This window comes from Arthrobacter sp. zg-Y1143 (assembly GCF_030125565.1).
GTDB lineage: Bacteria > Actinomycetota > Actinomycetes > Actinomycetales > Micrococcaceae > Arthrobacter_B.
The window spans coordinates 157,450-172,910 of sequence record NZ_JASKLW010000004.1 but is presented as its reverse complement, the minus strand read 5'-3'; the positions used below and the strand labels follow the sequence as shown (position 1 = coordinate 172,910).

The following is a 15,461-nucleotide window of genomic DNA, read 5'->3' as shown; positions in this document are numbered from 1 at the left end:
CTCGTCTTCTGCCGAAAGAGCAGCGCCTAGCGGCGCTTGCCCTTGCGGTCGTCCTTCACATGGCCGCGGAATGTCCGCGTCAGAGCGAATTCGCCGAGCTTGTGCCCGACCATCGACTCGGTGACAAACACCGGAATGTGCTTACGTCCATCGTGTACGGCGATCGTGTGCCCGAGCATGTCGGGGATGATCATCGAACGGCGGGACCACGTCTTGATGACGTTCTTGGTGCCCTTTTCGTTTTCGGCCGCTACCTTAAGGAACAGGTGCTGGTCGACGAAGGGGCCTTTCTTCAGGCTGCGTGGCATGTTTCCAGGCTCCTATCGCTTGTTCTTGCCGGAACGACGGCGACGCACAATGAGGTTGTCGCTCTCTTTATTGGGGCGGCGGGTACGGCCTTCGCGCTTACCATTCGGGTTGACCGGGTGGCGTCCACCGGAGGTCTTACCTTCACCACCACCGTGCGGGTGGTCAACCGGGTTCATGGCGACACCGCGGACGGTCGGGCGAACGCCCTTCCAGCGCATACGGCCGGCCTTGCCCCAGTTGATGTTGGACTGCTCGGCGTTGCCGACCTCGCCAATCGTGGCGCGGCAGCGGACGTCAACGTTGCGGATTTCACCGGAGGGCAGACGCAGCTGGGCGAAGCGGCCTTCCTTGGCAACGAGCTGAACAGAAGCACCGGCGGAGCGGGCCATCTTGGCACCGCCGCCCGGACGCAGTTCAACAGCGTGGATGGTGGTACCCACGGGGATGTTGCGCAGCGGCAGGTTGTTGCCGGGCTTGATGTCAGCCCCGGCGCCGGCCTCTACGAAGTCGCCCTGCTTGAGCTTGTTCGGAGCAATGATGTAACGCTTGGTGCCATCAACGTAGTGCAGCAGCGCAATGCGGGCGGTACGGTTCGGATCGTATTCGATCTCGGCAACGCGAGCGTTGACGCCGTCCTTGTCGTGGCGACGGAAGTCAATCAGACGGTACTGACGCTTGTGTCCACCACCCTTGTGCCTGGTCGTGATCTTACCGGTGTTGTTACGGCCGCCCTTCTTGGGCAGCGGACGTACCAACGACTTTTCCGGCGTTGACCGCGTGATTTCGGTGAAGTCGGCTACGCTCGAGCCGCGACGGCCCGGGGTAGTCGGCTTGTATTTACGGATTCCCATTATTTATTCCTCGTTAAAGTGGTCTCCGCCCTAGCTGAGCGGACCGCCGAAGATGTCGATTGTGCCGTCCTTGAGGGTGACAATTGCGCGCTTGGTGCTCTTGCGCTGTCCCCATCCGAACTTGGTGCGCTTACGCTTACCGGCACGGTTGATGGTGTTGATCGAGTCGACCTTGACGGAGAAAATCTTCTCCACGGCCAGCTTGATCTCGGTCTTGTTCGAGCGGGGGTCGACCAGGAAGGTGTACTTACCTTCGTCGATCAGGCCGTAGCTCTTTTCCGAAACGACGGGTGCAAGCACTACGTCGCGCGGGTCCTTAGCGGTGGTCGCGCTCACTTGGCGTCCTCCTTGACAGTGTTCTTGCCGACGAACTCGTCGTAGGCAGCCTTGGTGAAGACCACGTCGTCGGAAACCAGCACGTCGTAGGTGTTCAGCTGATCTACGTAGATCACGTGAACTTCCGGGACGTTGCGCACGGACAGTGCAGCAACATCGTTGGCGCGCTCGATAACAACGAGCAGGTTCTTGCGGTCGGAAACCGAACGCAGGGCGCTCAGTGCGTCCTTGGTGGAAGGCTTGGTGCCTTCAACCAGGGATTCGAGGACGTGGATACGGCCGTTGCGTGCCCGGTCAGACAGGGCGCCGCGCAGTGCAGCAGCCTTCATCTTCTTGGGGGTGCGCTGGCTGTAGTCGCGGGGCGTCGGTCCGTGGACAACGCCGCCACCGGTCATGTGAGGCGCACGGATCGAGCCCTGGCGAGCCCGGCCGGTGCCCTTCTGCTTGAAGGGCTTGCGGCCTGCACCGCTAACCTCGGCGCGGGTCTTCGTCTTGTGCGTACCCTGGCGGGCGGCTGCAAGCTGAGCAACTACCACCTGGTGGAGCAGCGGTACGTTCGTCTGAACGTCGAAGATCTCTGCGGGGAATTCAACAGTGGTTTCGTTAGCCATGAGACTAAGCTCCCTTCACGGCGGTGCGTACGAGGACGACCTGGCCGCGGGCGCCGGGAACGGCACCCTTGATCAGCAGGAGCGACTTCTCGGCGTCCACACCGTGAACCGTGAGGTTCATGGTGGTGTGCTTGACAGCGCCCATGCGGCCTGCCATCCGAACGCCCTTGAAGACGCGTCCCGGGGTGGATGCGCCACCGATGGAACCCGGCTTACGGTGGTTCTTGTGTGCACCGTGGGAGGCACCGACGCCGTGGAAGCCGTGACGCTTCATGACACCGGCAAAGCCCTTGCCCTTGGAGGTTCCGGTGACGTCGACCTTCTGGCCGGCTTCGAAAATCTCAACGGAGAGTTCCTGGCCCAGCTCGTAGGTGTCGGCATCTGCGGTACGCAGTTCAACTACGTGGCGGCGCGGCGTGACGCCGGCCTTTTCAAAGTGGCCGGCCAGCGGCTTGGTCACCTTGCGCGGATCGATCTGGCCGTAGCCGATCTGAACGGCGGTGTAGCCGTCCTTTTCCGCGCTGCGCAGCTGCGTTATGACGTTGGAGTCAGCCTGGACGACGGTAACGGGGATGAGCTTGTTGTTCTCGTCCCAGACCTGGGTCATGCCGAGCTTGGTGCCCAGCAGTCCCTTTACCTGGCGTGTAAGTGAAGTAGACATATTATCCGCTCCCCCCCTACAGCTTGATTTCGATGTTCACGTCTGCAGGCAGGTCAAGACGCATAAGCGAGTCAACGGCCTTAGGCGTGGGGTCAATGATGTCGATCAGGCGCTTGTGCGTGCGCATTTCAAAGTGCTCGCGGCTGTCCTTGTACTTGTGCGGCGAACGGATAACAACGTAAACGTTCTTTTCCGTGGGCAGCGGCACGGGGCCTACTACCGTTGCGCCTGCACGCGTGACCGTCTCAACGATCTTCCGTGCTGATACGTCGATGACCTCGTGGTCGTACGACTTCAGCCGGATGCGGATTTTTTGTCCCGCCATGGCGTCGTGCCTCTTTCTTCGAGTAATGCTCTCTGTACAGTTTTTGCGCCGAACTGCCTTACGGCCTGGCACCCCTCCAACAGACTGAATCCGGATGAATCCGGGTTCCTCACCCTGTCGAGGCTCCGACCCCCGCGCTCGGGCGTGTCGCGGTGTTGAGACCGACGACCCCGAGAAAGAATAGGGGCGGGTTATATATGGGCTCTTCCCCTGAAGGATCCGACCCTGCACCAGGCATTATCCTGGCCGGGACGCAATCTCACCACTGCCTGTTTCCTGCAGTTCAGCAGGAGCAAGGGCGCGTGTGGGCACAAAAGCGCTTGAACAACTTCTCTAGTCTGCCAGACTTGGGCACGGATGGCCAATCAGGCACCGCACCTCCGACAAGGCAATGCCGGTGTAGCGGCATGCCTTGCATTATCTGGCTGCTGCCGCCCGGGCCTGAGGTTTCCCTGCCCGAGATTTCCAAGGGCCGATGTTTCCAAAGGGCCGATGTTTCCAAAGGGCCAGCGGAGCGTCAACTTCCAACAGTCTAACCCAGGCGCCGCGGCTCCCTGAAACGGTGTCCGTGGCAGGCCGCATCTCCTGGACTCAGGGCATGCCGTCCCGGTTGGACCGGCGGATCCGCTTGGTGCGGTCGATTTCGGAACGGAAGTTCTTCCGGGTCCAGCCCACACCGGCGGCGACGGCTGCCGCAATGACCAAAAGAATGAGAAGTTCCATCCTCCGAGCCTAGCGGAGGATGGAACTTCGTGTCAGAGGGTGCGCCCACCCGCGCCCGGGGCTTCCGGGGCTTGGCTGTCCGGGTCCGGACCGTTTTCCGGCAGTGGCGGTGCCGGGGGCGCCCCGGGCGCCGGCTGCGTCCAGGGCGCCGCCTGCATCGTCCCCGAAGAGGGCGCTCCTCCCGGCGCCGGCTGCATAAGCCCCGGGCCCGCCGCTCCCCCGGCCGGTGCAATTGGGTCCGAGTGATGCGTTCGGTTCTGCTCCGTGCCGTCGGCGTCGGAACGGACACGGGTGAGCCGCCATACAGCCAGCGCGATCAGTCCGACACCCAGCAGTGCCAGCAGGAGGAAGGTATAGCCGCGCAGGTACCACAGCACGGCCAGCACCACACCTGCCGCTCCCCACATGGTGAACAGCCGCCGGCTGGCCAGCAGTCCGAAGGCGAGCAGGCCGGCATGGGCCACCAGTGCCCACAGCTGCTTGCCTCCGCCTCCGCTGATGACGGTGAGCAACCCGCTCGCGGAGAGGATGGCGGCAGAAACCGTCAGGAAGGCCGTTCCGCGCTGTTCGCGCCTTCGCAGGAACTCGTAACCGGCCATCGCGGCCAGCACGCACGCCCAGTACTGCACGGACCAGAAGACGTTCACCCCGCCCAGCACCAGCCAGCTAATCCGCTGAACCGCCAAGGCAGTGAGGACGGCTCCTCCCTGCATTGCCTGTTCGCGCCACTGCCGGGGAAGCTCCGGGAGTGCCAGGGCCGCGGCCGCGATGACGGTCACGGACCCCGCCACGGCAGTCGAATCCGACGCCATGGCGGGAACTGCGGCCATCGCAGCGACTAGTGCAGAGGCGCAACCCATGATCCGACGCCTCAGCAACTGAGGTAAACCGGAACCGGCGCCGGGCACCTGCACGGCACTGTCCGGTGCGCTTTCGTCGCGGGGGTCCCAGCTGCGTCCTGCCGGAAGGAACGCACGAAGCAGCTGAAGCAGGGCAGCTGCCGCCCAGGCGGCAGCGAGGAACCTGTACCCGGCCGCCCCAAGACCTTTGGAGTAACTGTCCCCCACTGCAGCCGACAGGCATAGTGCCGCGGCGAACAGGAGCGGCGGGGTTCCCAATGCTGCCCATGGCTGTGCCCGGCTGTAGGACAGGACCAGGCACACTGCCCCGCCCATGGCGAAGCCAGCGGATGCGAGGAACGCGTTTCCGGTGGCCCCGGCTGTGAACAGGACGGCAGCCGCGTACCCCGCCGACGCAGCCAGCAACGGCATCCTGGTATCCGCGTGCCAGGACCGCCGGGTCTCTCCCCACAGCGCTGCCGCACCGAGGGCGAGCAGAACCAGGCCCGCGGCTTCCGAGCTGAGCACCGGTTCGGGCAGCAAGCCCTTCTCCGCCACATCAGGCAGGCCGGAAAGGACCAGCGGCAACGCCCCCAGCGCCAGGGCTGCCGGATAGAGTATCCATCCAGAGCGTGCTTCGGAAGCCCGGTGCCGCCGGGCGAAGGCAGGTACCGCTGCGGCCAGGAGCAGCAGCAGCAGAACTGCCGCCACGTCCCGGCGGGCTTCCGTGCCAGTGTGCAGGGCGTAAAGACCGGGTGCCAGGACCAGCAGGGCCAAGCTGATCCACAGTGATGTTTCGGAGTAGCCGCCGCCGTCAAGGCGTCGGTGCAGCGCCGTTCGCACCAGGTGCTGCGCCGCCGTTGCTGCCGCTCCTGCTGCCACCAAGCCGTGCGCATCGGCACCAAGGTCCGCAACCGCCAATGCGGCCAAGACGATCAGCAGTCCCTGAACCGCCAACAGGTACAAGCCCCGGTTCGGCTGCCTGCGGTTCACTGCAAGACCGGCGGCATAGGCCAGGCCGGCCAGGACCAGCAGTTCGTAGCCGCGCAGGCCCAGGAGCCCGGCACCCACGGCAGCCGCCGCGGCAAACCCGGCTGGTGCAGCCGGCTCGAACCTGTCCGGGACCAACAGCGAAGCAGCTGCGTTGGCGGCAAGGGCCGCCCACAGCAAGGCAAGGCTCCAGGCCGCAGGGCCTTCCACGCCGCGTGACGCAGCCGCGGCAAGGACTGCGATGAGGGCAGCGGCAGTGATCAATTCCGCAGCCAGCGGCAGCGGCCGCCCCCGGCGGAGGCGGACGGCGGCAGCCACCTGCGTAAACACTGCGACCGCAGCAGCGCAGGCGATCAGGAACAGCAAGCTGCCCGGGTCGCCGGTCCCCCGCGGCAGCAGGGCATACGCCCCGGGCACCGCCGCGGATGCGGCGAGGCCGCCCCACCGGCCGGCGCCGGCCAGTCCCATCGGCTCTATGCGGGCGGCAAACAGGGTCCGCAGCAGGTGCAGCACACCGATGCTCACCGCGAGGGCAGCGAAGATCCGGTGCACATTTCCGGTCACATCCGCAGCCACCAGCCCGGAGAGGACAACAACCAGGGCCTGCGCAGCCAGCAGGTGGGCCCCTCGCAACGGCGGGCGGCGTGACGTGACCGGGGGGCGCTGCCAGTGCGAAGAAATCCTGGCGAACAGCACAACGCAGTACGCCAGTGCGGCTGCCGTCAGCAGTTCGTAGCCCCGCAATCCCAGAACACCCGCCCCGATAAGGGCCGCCGAGAGGAAACCTGCCGGGCCGGCAGCGAGGTACCGCCCCCTCGGGTGCAGTACCGAGGTCAGAACGTTTGCGGCTACCAGTACCCACAGGCCGGCCAAAGCGAGCCCCGGGTCCTCGGCCCCGCGCAGGCCGCAGGCGAGCAGCACAGTTCCAGCCGCGGCTGACAAGGCTGTTATACCCGGCCGGTATTCCGGTTTCCCCTGCCGGAGGCGCAGCACCGTCATTACCTGATTCGCTGCCAGGGCCGCGGCCGTTCCGGCGAGGGCCCAGGCACCCGGATCCGCTCCAACGGACTCTGCCAGGGATGCCAGGAGCACCAGAGGCACCAGCAGGACTGCGGCTGCGCGTGCCGCGAGGACAAACACCGCTCTCCGACCGGGGCCGCTGCGTACTGCGCGGATGACCAGGTAGGCAGTGAGGGCTGCGGTAACCAGCACTGCCGGCCACAGGGATACCCGGGGCTCCACAGCCGTGGGAACCAGCACCAGAAGCACTGGGACGGCAACCCCGAACTCCAGCACCCCGCCAACCTTCCAGCCGGCGGCAAGGTAGGCCAGCAGAACCACAAGGGCCGTACCGGCGAACACAGCCATGTTCCCGCCCCACATGCCAAAGGCGTAGGCCAGGCCTGCCAGCACCCCTGCTCCGGCCTGAACCGCCAACAGCACCGCAACATCCACGCGGAAAAAGCGCCCGGCCGACTGCTGCACTGTCCGTGCCGGCTTTTTAACCAGGCTGACCGAAGCGGCCCCGGGAGTATCCGCACCGGACAGCTCAGGCAGGCTTCCGCCCTGGCCACCCACGGCCCCTGCGGTTTGGGGAGCGCCGGTTCCGCTGCTGCGGTGCCGCCTGGCCTCGTCCGCATTGTCCAGCGGCAGGCCCGCTGCCCTGGATGCGGCTTGCATCAGTGCAGCGGCGCCGTAAACCGGACGCCGCAGCAGGACGCCCGCCAGTTGGGCCAGGACCTGTACGGCAAAGGCCAGCAACGTGGCTTGGCCGCTGTCGGTGAATGAGTAGAACAAGGCTGTGAGCCCCACGGTGCCCGCAGCACGCAGTCCGTAGCTGTTTACCAGCATGTGGCGGTCCGGGCCCTGCCACAGCATGACCGCGTAGTAACAGGCGAAGGCGAGGAAGAGGACTGCCAGCTGCGCGGCTCCCAGATCATCTGAAATCCAGGCTGAGGCAACCGCGGTGGCCGGTACGAGGTAGCGGTGGGAGCGGACAAAGGCGTCCAGATAAAGGTTGTTCAACCATTTGGGGCGGCGGACTGCCGCGAGGCTGATCAGGGTCGCGAGGATGACCGTAGACAGGAAATACCAAACAATTCCCCAGCGGAGGGCGGCACCGGAGGCCAATCCCGAAGACAACAGGAACGTGAGCGCCAGGTAGGCCACCACCCGGCTTTCGATCTTTGCTGCGGCATAGGCGAAGGCGGCGGTTCCGGCAACGGAAGTGAACAGCCAGGCGGCCGGGCCGTCATGGAGGACGAGGTTGAACAGCGCCAGTCCCACAACCGGTATCAGTGCCAGTCCGGTACCGGTGAAGGCGACGGCTGCCGGACGGAGCCGCCGGCTGCGGGCATGGATCACCAGTCCCGAGACGTAAAACAGTGCCGTCACCGCAACCACGCCGGAGAAGCGCGCCTGCTCGGGTATGGCCAGGCCGATAAACAGGGCGGCAGCTGCCACCAGCAACAGGCTGGCGGAGTACAGCGTGATGTTGATGTTCCGCAGGTCCCGGCGGCGTTTCTCCTCGCGGAGTTCAGCCTCGGTCTTGGCCCGCGGCGGTTCTGGCGCCGGCACCGCGGGCGGTGCCGGCGGCATGCCCTGTCCCCGCCGCGCAACCAAGGACGGATCGGCTGCGATAGATGCCGCGCTGGCGCCGGCCGGAACCGGCGCCGCTGACGGCAGCACCGAATGAGCAGACTGGGCAAAATTCACGTTGGCAGAGTTCGCCGGAGCAGAGTTGGCCGGAGCAGAGTTGGCCGGAGCATAGTTCGGTGGCGCAAAAGCCGGTGGAGCGGCCGTCACGTGCGGTTCTGCATGGTCGCCGGCAGTGGTCTGGGCCGCTTGTGGAGCGTGCGCTGCTTGTGCCGCAGCGCTGGCGTAGCCGGCCCGGTACCCCTCGTCGTAGATCTGGTCCGGTGGCGGCAAGGGCCTGCCCATACTGTCCATTCCGCGCGCTGCCCTGCGGCCCGCTGAACGGCCTATGAAATAGCTGGCTGTGATTGCAGCCAGGAAAAGCAGGAAGACCCCCATCGATCTGCTTCCTTCCGGTTTTTGTGCTCCAGCCGGTATTGGCTCTTGCCTATCCTAGGGTGACGGCGCTCACTTCCCCGGCAAGGGGCGCTCCGGTGGACAAAGGGCCTGCATCCCGGTCCGTCGCCGCTGTGTGGAGGAGAGGTCCCGTCCGGCCGCTTCCGCCCCGCCCGGCCTCGCCGGGCCACCCGTTTCCACCGCTGATCCCTACCGCAGCGCAGCCGATTCGCTTCACGGCGGAACCGGACCGCGGGAGGCTGTTCCGACCCGGATACCAAGCTGGTAGCGTCGGCGCACGAGGGGTGGCAGGGGTAGGCACGCAGACAACAGGAAGGCCGTGCGGCCATGTATCTTTCGGTCCTCGGAACGCACGCCGGCATCAGCGGCACAGTGCAGGTTCCCAACTCCAAGTACCACGCCCACCGCGCCCTGATCCTGGCCTCGCTGGCATCCGGCAGCAGCAGGATTTCCGGTCTCACGGATGCCCGGCACGTGCAGTACACAGTGGCCATGCTGCGCCAACTGGGCACCGGCATTGAGATCGAGGGCGACACATTCGTGGTGCACGGGGGAGCCTACCGGCCGCAGCGGGACACCGTATCGGCGGGGAGTTCGGGAACTACCTTGTACTTCATGGTGGGGCTGGCTGCACTGGCCGGGCGGGACGTCACAGTGACGGGCCAGAAGTACTTCCAGCGCCGGCCCATCGGGGCACTGCTCGCCGCCCTGCGCGACATGGGCCTGGATGTTTCCTCCACCAATGATTGTCCGCCGATACGGGTCCGCAGCGGCCGCCCGCACGGCGGTGAAGTGCACATCCCCGGAACCCTGTCCCAATGGGTCTCCGGCCTGCTGCTGCTGGCCCCGTTCGCCCGCACGGAAACGACGGTGTTCGTGGACGGCGCTCAGAATGAAAGCAGCTACATAGAGCTGACGATCGCCATGATGCGGCAATTCGGACTGCAGGTCGACGCCGATCCGGACTTCCGGCGTTTTCGGATTCCGCCCAACCAGCAGGCGGTACCCGCGAATCTGCGCATGCCGCCGGACATCGGGTCGGCCGCCTTCGGCGTCGCCGCGGCCGCGCTCCATCCCGCAGACATTACGCTGGCCGGGTTGTCCTCTGCCTCCTCCTCCGGTTCCGACCACCCGGAAGCGGACTTCCTTGACCTGGCGCGTTCCATGGGGGTGCCCCTGGAGCTGGATCCTGCCGCCGGCGCAGTCCGTATCCGGCACGGCGGGCTGCGGCTGCAACCGGTGGAGGTGGACTGCCGCCGCGTACCGGATATGCTTCCCATCCTCTCGGTCATGGCCTGTTTCACCGGCGGCCGCAGCGTCTTCCACCACGTTGACCACGTGCGGATGAAGGAATCAGACCGGGTAGCTGCCATGCTGCAGCTGAACGCGATGGGCGCAGACCTCAGCGTGGAAGGTTCTTCCCTGGTGATCCGCGGTGTGCGCGGCCTGAACGGGTCGGACCTTTCCTCCTTTAACGACCACCGCGTCCTGATGTCCCTTGCCGTTGCAGCCTCCGCAGCAGAGGGCCGCAGCACCCTCACATATCCCAATGCGTATCGGATTTCCTACCCGGAGTACCTGGCCGCCATGACTGCCTTCGGACTGCGCATGGAGGTGCAGGACGGAGTCATCCGCCGTGCGCGCCTGGCCCGTCCGGCGCGCACGGCCCGCGGCAGCAGTGCCCGGACCATCGCCACCCCGGCCGCTGTGGAAGCCGCCGCTGCAGTCACCGGGCCGGACTGGGTGCGCAGGTGGGCGGCGGAACGTCCCAGCGAGACGGCGGTGGTCGACGGCGGTGCCAAGGGATCAGGGCACTTGACCTGGTCGGAACTGGACACGGCAGCCGACCGTACCGCCGCAGCGCTGCTGGAGCTGGGGGTACAGCCGGGAGACCGCGTGGCCTTCCAGCTGCCCAACTGCAGTGAATTCGTGATTCTCACCGTGGCCTCCCTGCGCATCGGCGCGGTGGCGGCGCCGCTGATGCCCATCTTCCGCGAACGCGAAGTGGCCTTGGCACTGCAGCGTGCACACGCCCGCGTATTCGTCACCATGCAGGAATTCCGCGGCCGCCGGCCCGCTGCGGAGCTGGCCGGACTGGTCGGGCAACCCGCCCCGGCCGGACCGGAACCGGGCCTGCCCGTGCGGGACGTGCTGGTACTGCGCGCTCCGGGCAGCGCGGATCCCCTCCCCAAGGTCCACGGAGGGCCGCGGTTCAGTGACTGGCACCAGACCCTGGCACAGGCCCGGCCCGATCCCGGCGTCCTCTCCCGGTACTCCCCCACGGCGCGCGACGCCGCGCAGCTGCTGTTCACGTCCGGCACCTCCGGCGAGCCCAAGGGCGTTGTGCACCGGCACGGAACGCTGAGCCGGGCCGCAGCCATGGAAGCGGCGCACCTGCACCTGACCAGTGACGACGCAGTGTTCATCCCCTCGCCCCTGGCGCACCAGACCGGCTTCCTGTACGGCATGTGGCTGTCCTTTGTCCTGGGCTGCCCGCAGATCCTGCAGCCGGTCTGGGACGCCGGACGTGCCCTGCAGCTGATGCACGGCTGGCGCGCCACGTTTGTGCAGGCTGCCACCCCGTTCCTCACGGACCTGGTGCAGGCAGTGGACGCCGGGGCAACAGCTCCGCCCAGCCTGCGCATTTTCGTCAGCACCGGTGCCGCCGTGCCGCGCTATTTGGCCGAACGGGCCACACGCGTGCTGGGTGCCGGGATCTGCGGGGCCTTCGGCACCACTGAAACCTGTTTGGGCACGTTGGCCGCGCCGCAGGACGAACCCGCGAAGGTATGGGGAACCGACGGCCGTCCCCTGGCCGGAGTAAGAACCAGGATTGTCGACGATGACGGTCGGCTGCTTCCGGCCGGTGTCGAAGGAAACTTCGAACTGAGCAGCCCCACGGTCTTTGACGGCTACCTCGACCGCCCGGACCTGACCAAGGAAGTCTTTACCGAAGACGGCTGGTACCGGACCGGCGACACTGCCGTGATGGACAGCGCCGGGTACCTGCGCGTCACCGGCCGGGTCCGGGACATCATCAACCGCGGGGGCGAGAAGATCCCGGTGGCCGAGATTGAGCAACTGCTGTTCCGGCACCCGTCTGTGCTGGACATTGCGCTGGCGGCCATGCCGGACGCACGGCTGGGCGAACGGGCCTGTGCCTTCGTGGTGCCGGTTCCAGGAGCTCCCCTGAGCCTGGCTGACCTCACCGTCTTCCTGGACCGGCACCAGGTGTCCAAGCATTACTGGCCCGAACGCCTGGAGCTGATGGATGCGATACCGCGCAATGCCGTGGGCAAAGTCCAGAAATTCCTCCTGCGGGACATGGCCCGGAACTTCGCCCCGGCAGGCGGGAACGGCCGGGACCCCTCCGTCTCCGGCTGAAGCACCCGGCAAATCAGTGCCTCCCCCAACCAGCAACATGAGCGTTATGAGTGAATCGGAGTCCACAGTGACCAGCACAGCCATCACCGCAGACGGACGGGGCAGCAGCGTCCCGGATTCGGAATACCGGGACCTGTTTTCAGCCGTGACCGCCTGGGTGGAAGGCCCCGGTGAAGCATGGGCGGAGCGCATCGAGTCCACCGGGCGGGTGCCCGATGCCCTGTGGAAGGAACTGCGGGAAGCAGGTTTCCTCTCCCTTGCGGCACCGGCGGACCTGGGCGGGCGGGGCGTGAGCTTCGTCCAGTGGATGGGATTGATGGAAGTCTTCTCCCGTTCGCATGCCTCCATCCGGATGATCGTGCACGTGGTTAACGGCACCTGGCGGGCCATGAACCCGCATGCCAGCGAACCGCAGCGGGAAAAATACCTGCGTCCCGCCGTCGCCGGCGACCTGGTGGTCGCCTTCACGCTCACCGAGCCCGGCAACGGCACCGGCGCCGACATCACCTCCAGTGTGCGGCGGGAGGGCGACACGTACTATCTCACCGGCCGCAAGCACCTGATCACCTTCGGCGTGCGCTGCGACTACTGGCTGTTGTTCGCCCGGCTGGCCGGCACCACCGGGCGGGACGGCACCGTCGCCCTGCTGGTGGACCGGCATGCCCCCGGCACCGTGGTGGAGGACACTTCGGAAACCATGGGCGTGCGGGGCACCGACCATGCCTCCCTGTCTTTCACCGACACACCGGTTCCGGTGGCAAACCGGCTGGGCGCGGAAGGCGACGGGCTGGCCGTGGCCCTGGGCGGCTTCCTGACCCCCAGCCGCATCTCGGTGGCCATGAGCTGCGTGGGCCTGGCCCGGCGCGCCCAGGAGCTTGCAGTCGCCTATGCCCTGGAACGCACCACTTTCGGCCAGCCGCTGGCTGCCCGGCAGGCCGTCGCCTTCGCCCTGGCTGAAAACGCCGCCGACATCGAAGCCGCTCGGGCCCTGACCATGACGGCGGCACAAGCCTGGCAGGACGGCAGCGAGTCTGCCCCCTCGCTGTCCTCCATGGCCAAGCTCACCGCGGTGGACATGCTCACCCGGGTCACTGACAAGGCCCTGCAGGTGCACGGCGGCATCGGCTACTGGAAGAGCATGCCCATTGAGCGGGTCTACCGGGACGCCCGTGCCCAGCGGTTCGAAGAAGGAACCAACGAGATCCAGAAGACCGTGATTGCCCGCGACCTGTTCCGCCGCGCGCAGGCACCGGCTGCCGACGACGGCGTCGCGGCCGCCGTCCCCGATCCCGCAGCATCACCGGCCGCCCTGCGCTAATGCCCGCTGCCCGCGTGCCGGAAGTGTCCCTCACCAGGGTCTTCTCCCCCGTTTCCATCGGTTCGCTGCATCTGCCGCACCGGATAGTGATGGGCTCCATGCACCTGAACCGGGAGGACGACGCCGGTTCCCTCGCAGCGTTCTACCGGGAACGTGCAGCGGGCGGTGCCGCGCTGATCGTGACGGGCGGCGCTGCGGTTAACCGAACGGGTGCCGGCGGCCCCAATTACCTGCTGATCAACGAGCCGGAAGCCGCTGCGGTGCTGGCACCGGTGCTCGACGCCGTCCATGAAGCAGGCGGGCGGCTGGCCCTCCAGCTCTTCCACGCCGGGCGGTACGCCTTCGAATCCACCTACGGACTGCGCCCGGCTGCTCCGTCACAGGTATTCTCCGGTTTCTCCCGGACCATGCCCGCGGAGATAACCGGACCACAGATCGAGGACACGCTCGCCGACTTCTCTGCCGGAGCGGCCCGGGCGCGGGAACTCGGATTCGATGCGGTGGAGATCATGGGGTCCGAAGGCTACCTGATCAACCAGTTTGCCTCGCCCCTGACCAATCTGCGCCGGGACCGCTGGGGCGGCGATCCTGTGCGGCGGCAGGCCTTCCCGCTGGCGGTGCTGCAGTCGGTGCGCTCCGCCGTCGGCAGCACCTTCCCGGTGATTTTCCGCACCTCGGGCGCCGACTTCGTGGAGGGCTCCAGCAGCATCGGGGAGTCGGCTGACTTGGCCGTTGAGCTGGCCCGGGCCGGAGCCGACGCCCTCAACATCGGCATTGGCTGGCACGAATCCACCGTGCCGTCCGTGCAGGCGATGGTTCCCCACGGCCACTGGATGGGGATTGCCGGCGGCATCCGGGCAGCCCTGGCCGCAGGCGACGTGCCGGTACCGGTGATTGGCAGCAACCGGATCAACTCACTGCCGCTGGCAGAACAGGCGCTTGCTGCCGGCCACGCCGACCTGGTCTCCATGGCGCGGCCGTTCCTCGCCGACCCGGACATCGTGGCGAAGTCCCGGCGCGGAGATGCGCGGCTGGTGAACACCTGCATCGCCTGCAATGAAGCCTGCATTGACCGCTCGCTGGGGGCCGACCCGGTCTCCTGCCTGGTCAACCCGAGGGCCGGGCGGGAGAACTACTTCCCGCTGCTCCGCCGGCGGGAACTCCGAAACAGTGCCGCGGTGGCGGTAGTGGGTGCGGGACCGGCAGGGATGCAGGCAGCAGCCACCTTGGCGGACGCCGGGCACCGGGTGGACCTCTATGAGGAAGCAGACGGCATCGGCGGGCAGTTCCGGCTGGCCGGCCAGGTGCCGGGGAAAGCGGACTTCCTGCAGACCATCCGCTACTTCGGCAACGAACTACCGCGGCTGGGTGTCCGGATCAGGTGCGGGACCGCCCCCACGGCCCCGGTCCTGGCCGGCTACGCGCACGTCCTGCTGGCAACCGGTGTCCGTCCGCGGCCGGTACCGCTGCCCCGTACCGGAAACATCCCCGTACTGGACTACCGCCGTGCCTTTGCCGACGCTGAGCTGCTCGGCAACCGGGTGGTGGTTATCGGGGCAGGCGGAATCGGCGTCGACCTGGCCCGACTTCTGGTGGAGTACGCCGGGACCGGACCCCGCCGGGTCACCATCCTGCGCCGCGGCGCGCGGATCGGTGCGGGCATCGGCCCGTCAACCCGCTGGGCAGTCCTGCAGGAACTGCGGGAAGCGGGGGTGCACACCATGGCCCACACCGTTCCCCTGGAACTGCGCTCCGGCGGGCTCCTGGTCCGGGACGAGGCGGGAAACCGGACAGTGCTGCCGGCCGACGCCGTCGTCCTGGCCGCCGGACAGGTGCCGCACAACCCGCTGCAGGGGCACCTCGAGGCGGCCGGTGCACCGTTTACCGTTATCGGCGGGGCACGTGACGCGTCGGGGCTCAACGCCGTGCGTGCCTTCGAACAGGGACTGGCCGCAGCCACGGATCTTATCCGGTCCCTGGCCCGCACCCCGGCGGCGTCCGGAGTTGAAACCCCCGGGTTTAAACGCAGCAGGACCCCGCTGCCATAAGCAACGGGGCCCTGC

The 15,461-nt window shown here is 66.9% G+C and carries 11 protein-coding genes; 3 read left to right on the top strand and 8 right to left on the bottom strand.

Going from position 1 to position 15,461, the window contains the following annotated elements; all coding sequences use genetic code 11:
• Positions 1 to 26 precede the first annotated feature (26 nt).
• The 8 genes from rpsS to QNN98_RS04845 form a co-directional block, all read right to left on the bottom strand.
• The gene (gene rpsS, locus QNN98_RS04880; RefSeq protein WP_104052734.1) at positions 27 to 308 is read right to left on the bottom strand and encodes a 30S ribosomal protein S19; all 282 of its coding nucleotides are present in this window, start codon (positions 306 to 308) and stop codon (positions 27 to 29) included.
• 12 nt (positions 309 to 320) lie between these two features.
• Entirely contained in the window at positions 321 to 1,160 is an 840-nt protein-coding gene (rplB, locus tag QNN98_RS04875; RefSeq protein ID WP_146361090.1) for a 50S ribosomal protein L2, read from the bottom strand.
• Positions 1,161 to 1,190: 30 nt separating this feature from the next.
• Positions 1,191 to 1,496, bottom strand: coding sequence for a 50S ribosomal protein L23 (gene rplW, locus QNN98_RS04870; RefSeq protein ID WP_066295939.1), 306 nt, complete (start codon positions 1,494 to 1,496; stop codon positions 1,191 to 1,193).
• Positions 1,493 to 2,107 (bottom strand): 50S ribosomal protein L4, encoded by a 615-nt coding sequence (rplD, locus tag QNN98_RS04865; protein ID WP_227912803.1) that lies wholly within the window; start codon positions 2,105 to 2,107, stop codon positions 1,493 to 1,495. The genes rplW and rplD overlap by 4 nt, the downstream gene beginning before the upstream one ends.
• Positions 2,108 to 2,111: 4 nt before the next feature.
• The gene (gene rplC / locus QNN98_RS04860; RefSeq protein ID WP_227912802.1) at positions 2,112 to 2,768 is read right to left on the bottom strand and encodes a 50S ribosomal protein L3; all 657 of its coding nucleotides are present in this window, start codon (positions 2,766 to 2,768) and stop codon (positions 2,112 to 2,114) included.
• 16 nt (positions 2,769 to 2,784) lie between these two features.
• Positions 2,785 to 3,093: a 30S ribosomal protein S10 gene (gene rpsJ, locus QNN98_RS04855; protein WP_146361073.1), complete on the bottom strand. Its 309-nt coding sequence runs from the start codon at positions 3,091 to 3,093 to the stop codon at positions 2,785 to 2,787.
• Between the two features lie 591 nt (positions 3,094 to 3,684).
• Entirely contained in the window at positions 3,685 to 3,816 is a 132-nt protein-coding gene (locus tag QNN98_RS04850; protein WP_269437385.1) for a hypothetical protein, read from the bottom strand.
• Positions 3,817 to 3,848: 32 nt separating this feature from the next.
• Positions 3,849 to 8,585 (bottom strand): hypothetical protein, encoded by a 4,737-nt coding sequence (locus tag QNN98_RS04845; protein WP_283996418.1) that lies wholly within the window; start codon positions 8,583 to 8,585, stop codon positions 3,849 to 3,851.
• 438 nt (positions 8,586 to 9,023) lie between these two features.
• Here QNN98_RS04845 and aroA point away from each other — a divergent pair, with 438 nt between their 5' ends.
• Genes aroA through QNN98_RS04830 form a run of 3 tightly spaced genes read left to right on the top strand, consistent with a single transcriptional unit; the run spans position 9,024 to position 15,446 of the window.
• Positions 9,024 to 12,080, top strand: coding sequence for a 3-phosphoshikimate 1-carboxyvinyltransferase (aroA, locus tag QNN98_RS04840; RefSeq protein WP_283996417.1), 3,057 nt, complete (start codon positions 9,024 to 9,026; stop codon positions 12,078 to 12,080).
• A gap of 46 nt (positions 12,081 to 12,126) precedes the next feature.
• Entirely contained in the window at positions 12,127 to 13,398 is a 1,272-nt protein-coding gene (locus QNN98_RS04835; RefSeq protein ID WP_283996416.1) for an acyl-CoA dehydrogenase family protein, read from the top strand.
• Complete coding sequence (locus QNN98_RS04830) at positions 13,398 to 15,446, top strand: oxidoreductase (RefSeq protein WP_283996415.1); 2,049 nt, start codon at positions 13,398 to 13,400, stop codon at positions 15,444 to 15,446. The genes QNN98_RS04835 and QNN98_RS04830 overlap by 1 nt, the downstream gene beginning before the upstream one ends.
• Positions 15,447 to 15,461 lie beyond the last annotated feature (15 nt).

What these genes read in the sequence shown, in the direction of transcription:
- rpsJ (WP_146361073.1), bottom strand. Translation starts at nt 3,093, where the DNA reads ATGGCGGGACAAAAAATCCGCATCCGGCTGAAGTCGTACGACCACGAG.
- rplB (WP_146361090.1), bottom strand. Translation starts at nt 1,160, where the DNA reads ATGGGAATCCGTAAATACAAGCCGACTACCCCGGGCCGTCGCGGCTCG.
- rplC (WP_227912802.1), bottom strand. Translation starts at nt 2,768, where the DNA reads ATGTCTACTTCACTTACACGCCAGGTAAAGGGACTGCTGGGCACCAAG.
- QNN98_RS04830 (WP_283996415.1), top strand. Translation starts at nt 13,398, where the DNA reads ATGCCCGCTGCCCGCGTGCCGGAAGTGTCCCTCACCAGGGTCTTCTCC.
- QNN98_RS04850 (WP_269437385.1), bottom strand. Translation starts at nt 3,816, where the DNA reads ATGGAACTTCTCATTCTTTTGGTCATTGCGGCAGCCGTCGCCGCCGGT.
- aroA (WP_283996417.1), top strand. Translation starts at nt 9,024, where the DNA reads ATGTATCTTTCGGTCCTCGGAACGCACGCCGGCATCAGCGGCACAGTG.
- rplD (WP_227912803.1), bottom strand. Translation starts at nt 2,107, where the DNA reads ATGGCTAACGAAACCACTGTTGAATTCCCCGCAGAGATCTTCGACGTT.
- QNN98_RS04835 (WP_283996416.1), top strand. Translation starts at nt 12,127, where the DNA reads ATGAGTGAATCGGAGTCCACAGTGACCAGCACAGCCATCACCGCAGAC.
- rpsS (WP_104052734.1), bottom strand. Translation starts at nt 308, where the DNA reads ATGCCACGCAGCCTGAAGAAAGGCCCCTTCGTCGACCAGCACCTGTTC.
- QNN98_RS04845 (WP_283996418.1), bottom strand. Translation starts at nt 8,585, where the DNA reads ATGGGCAGGCCCTTGCCGCCACCGGACCAGATCTACGACGAGGGGTAC.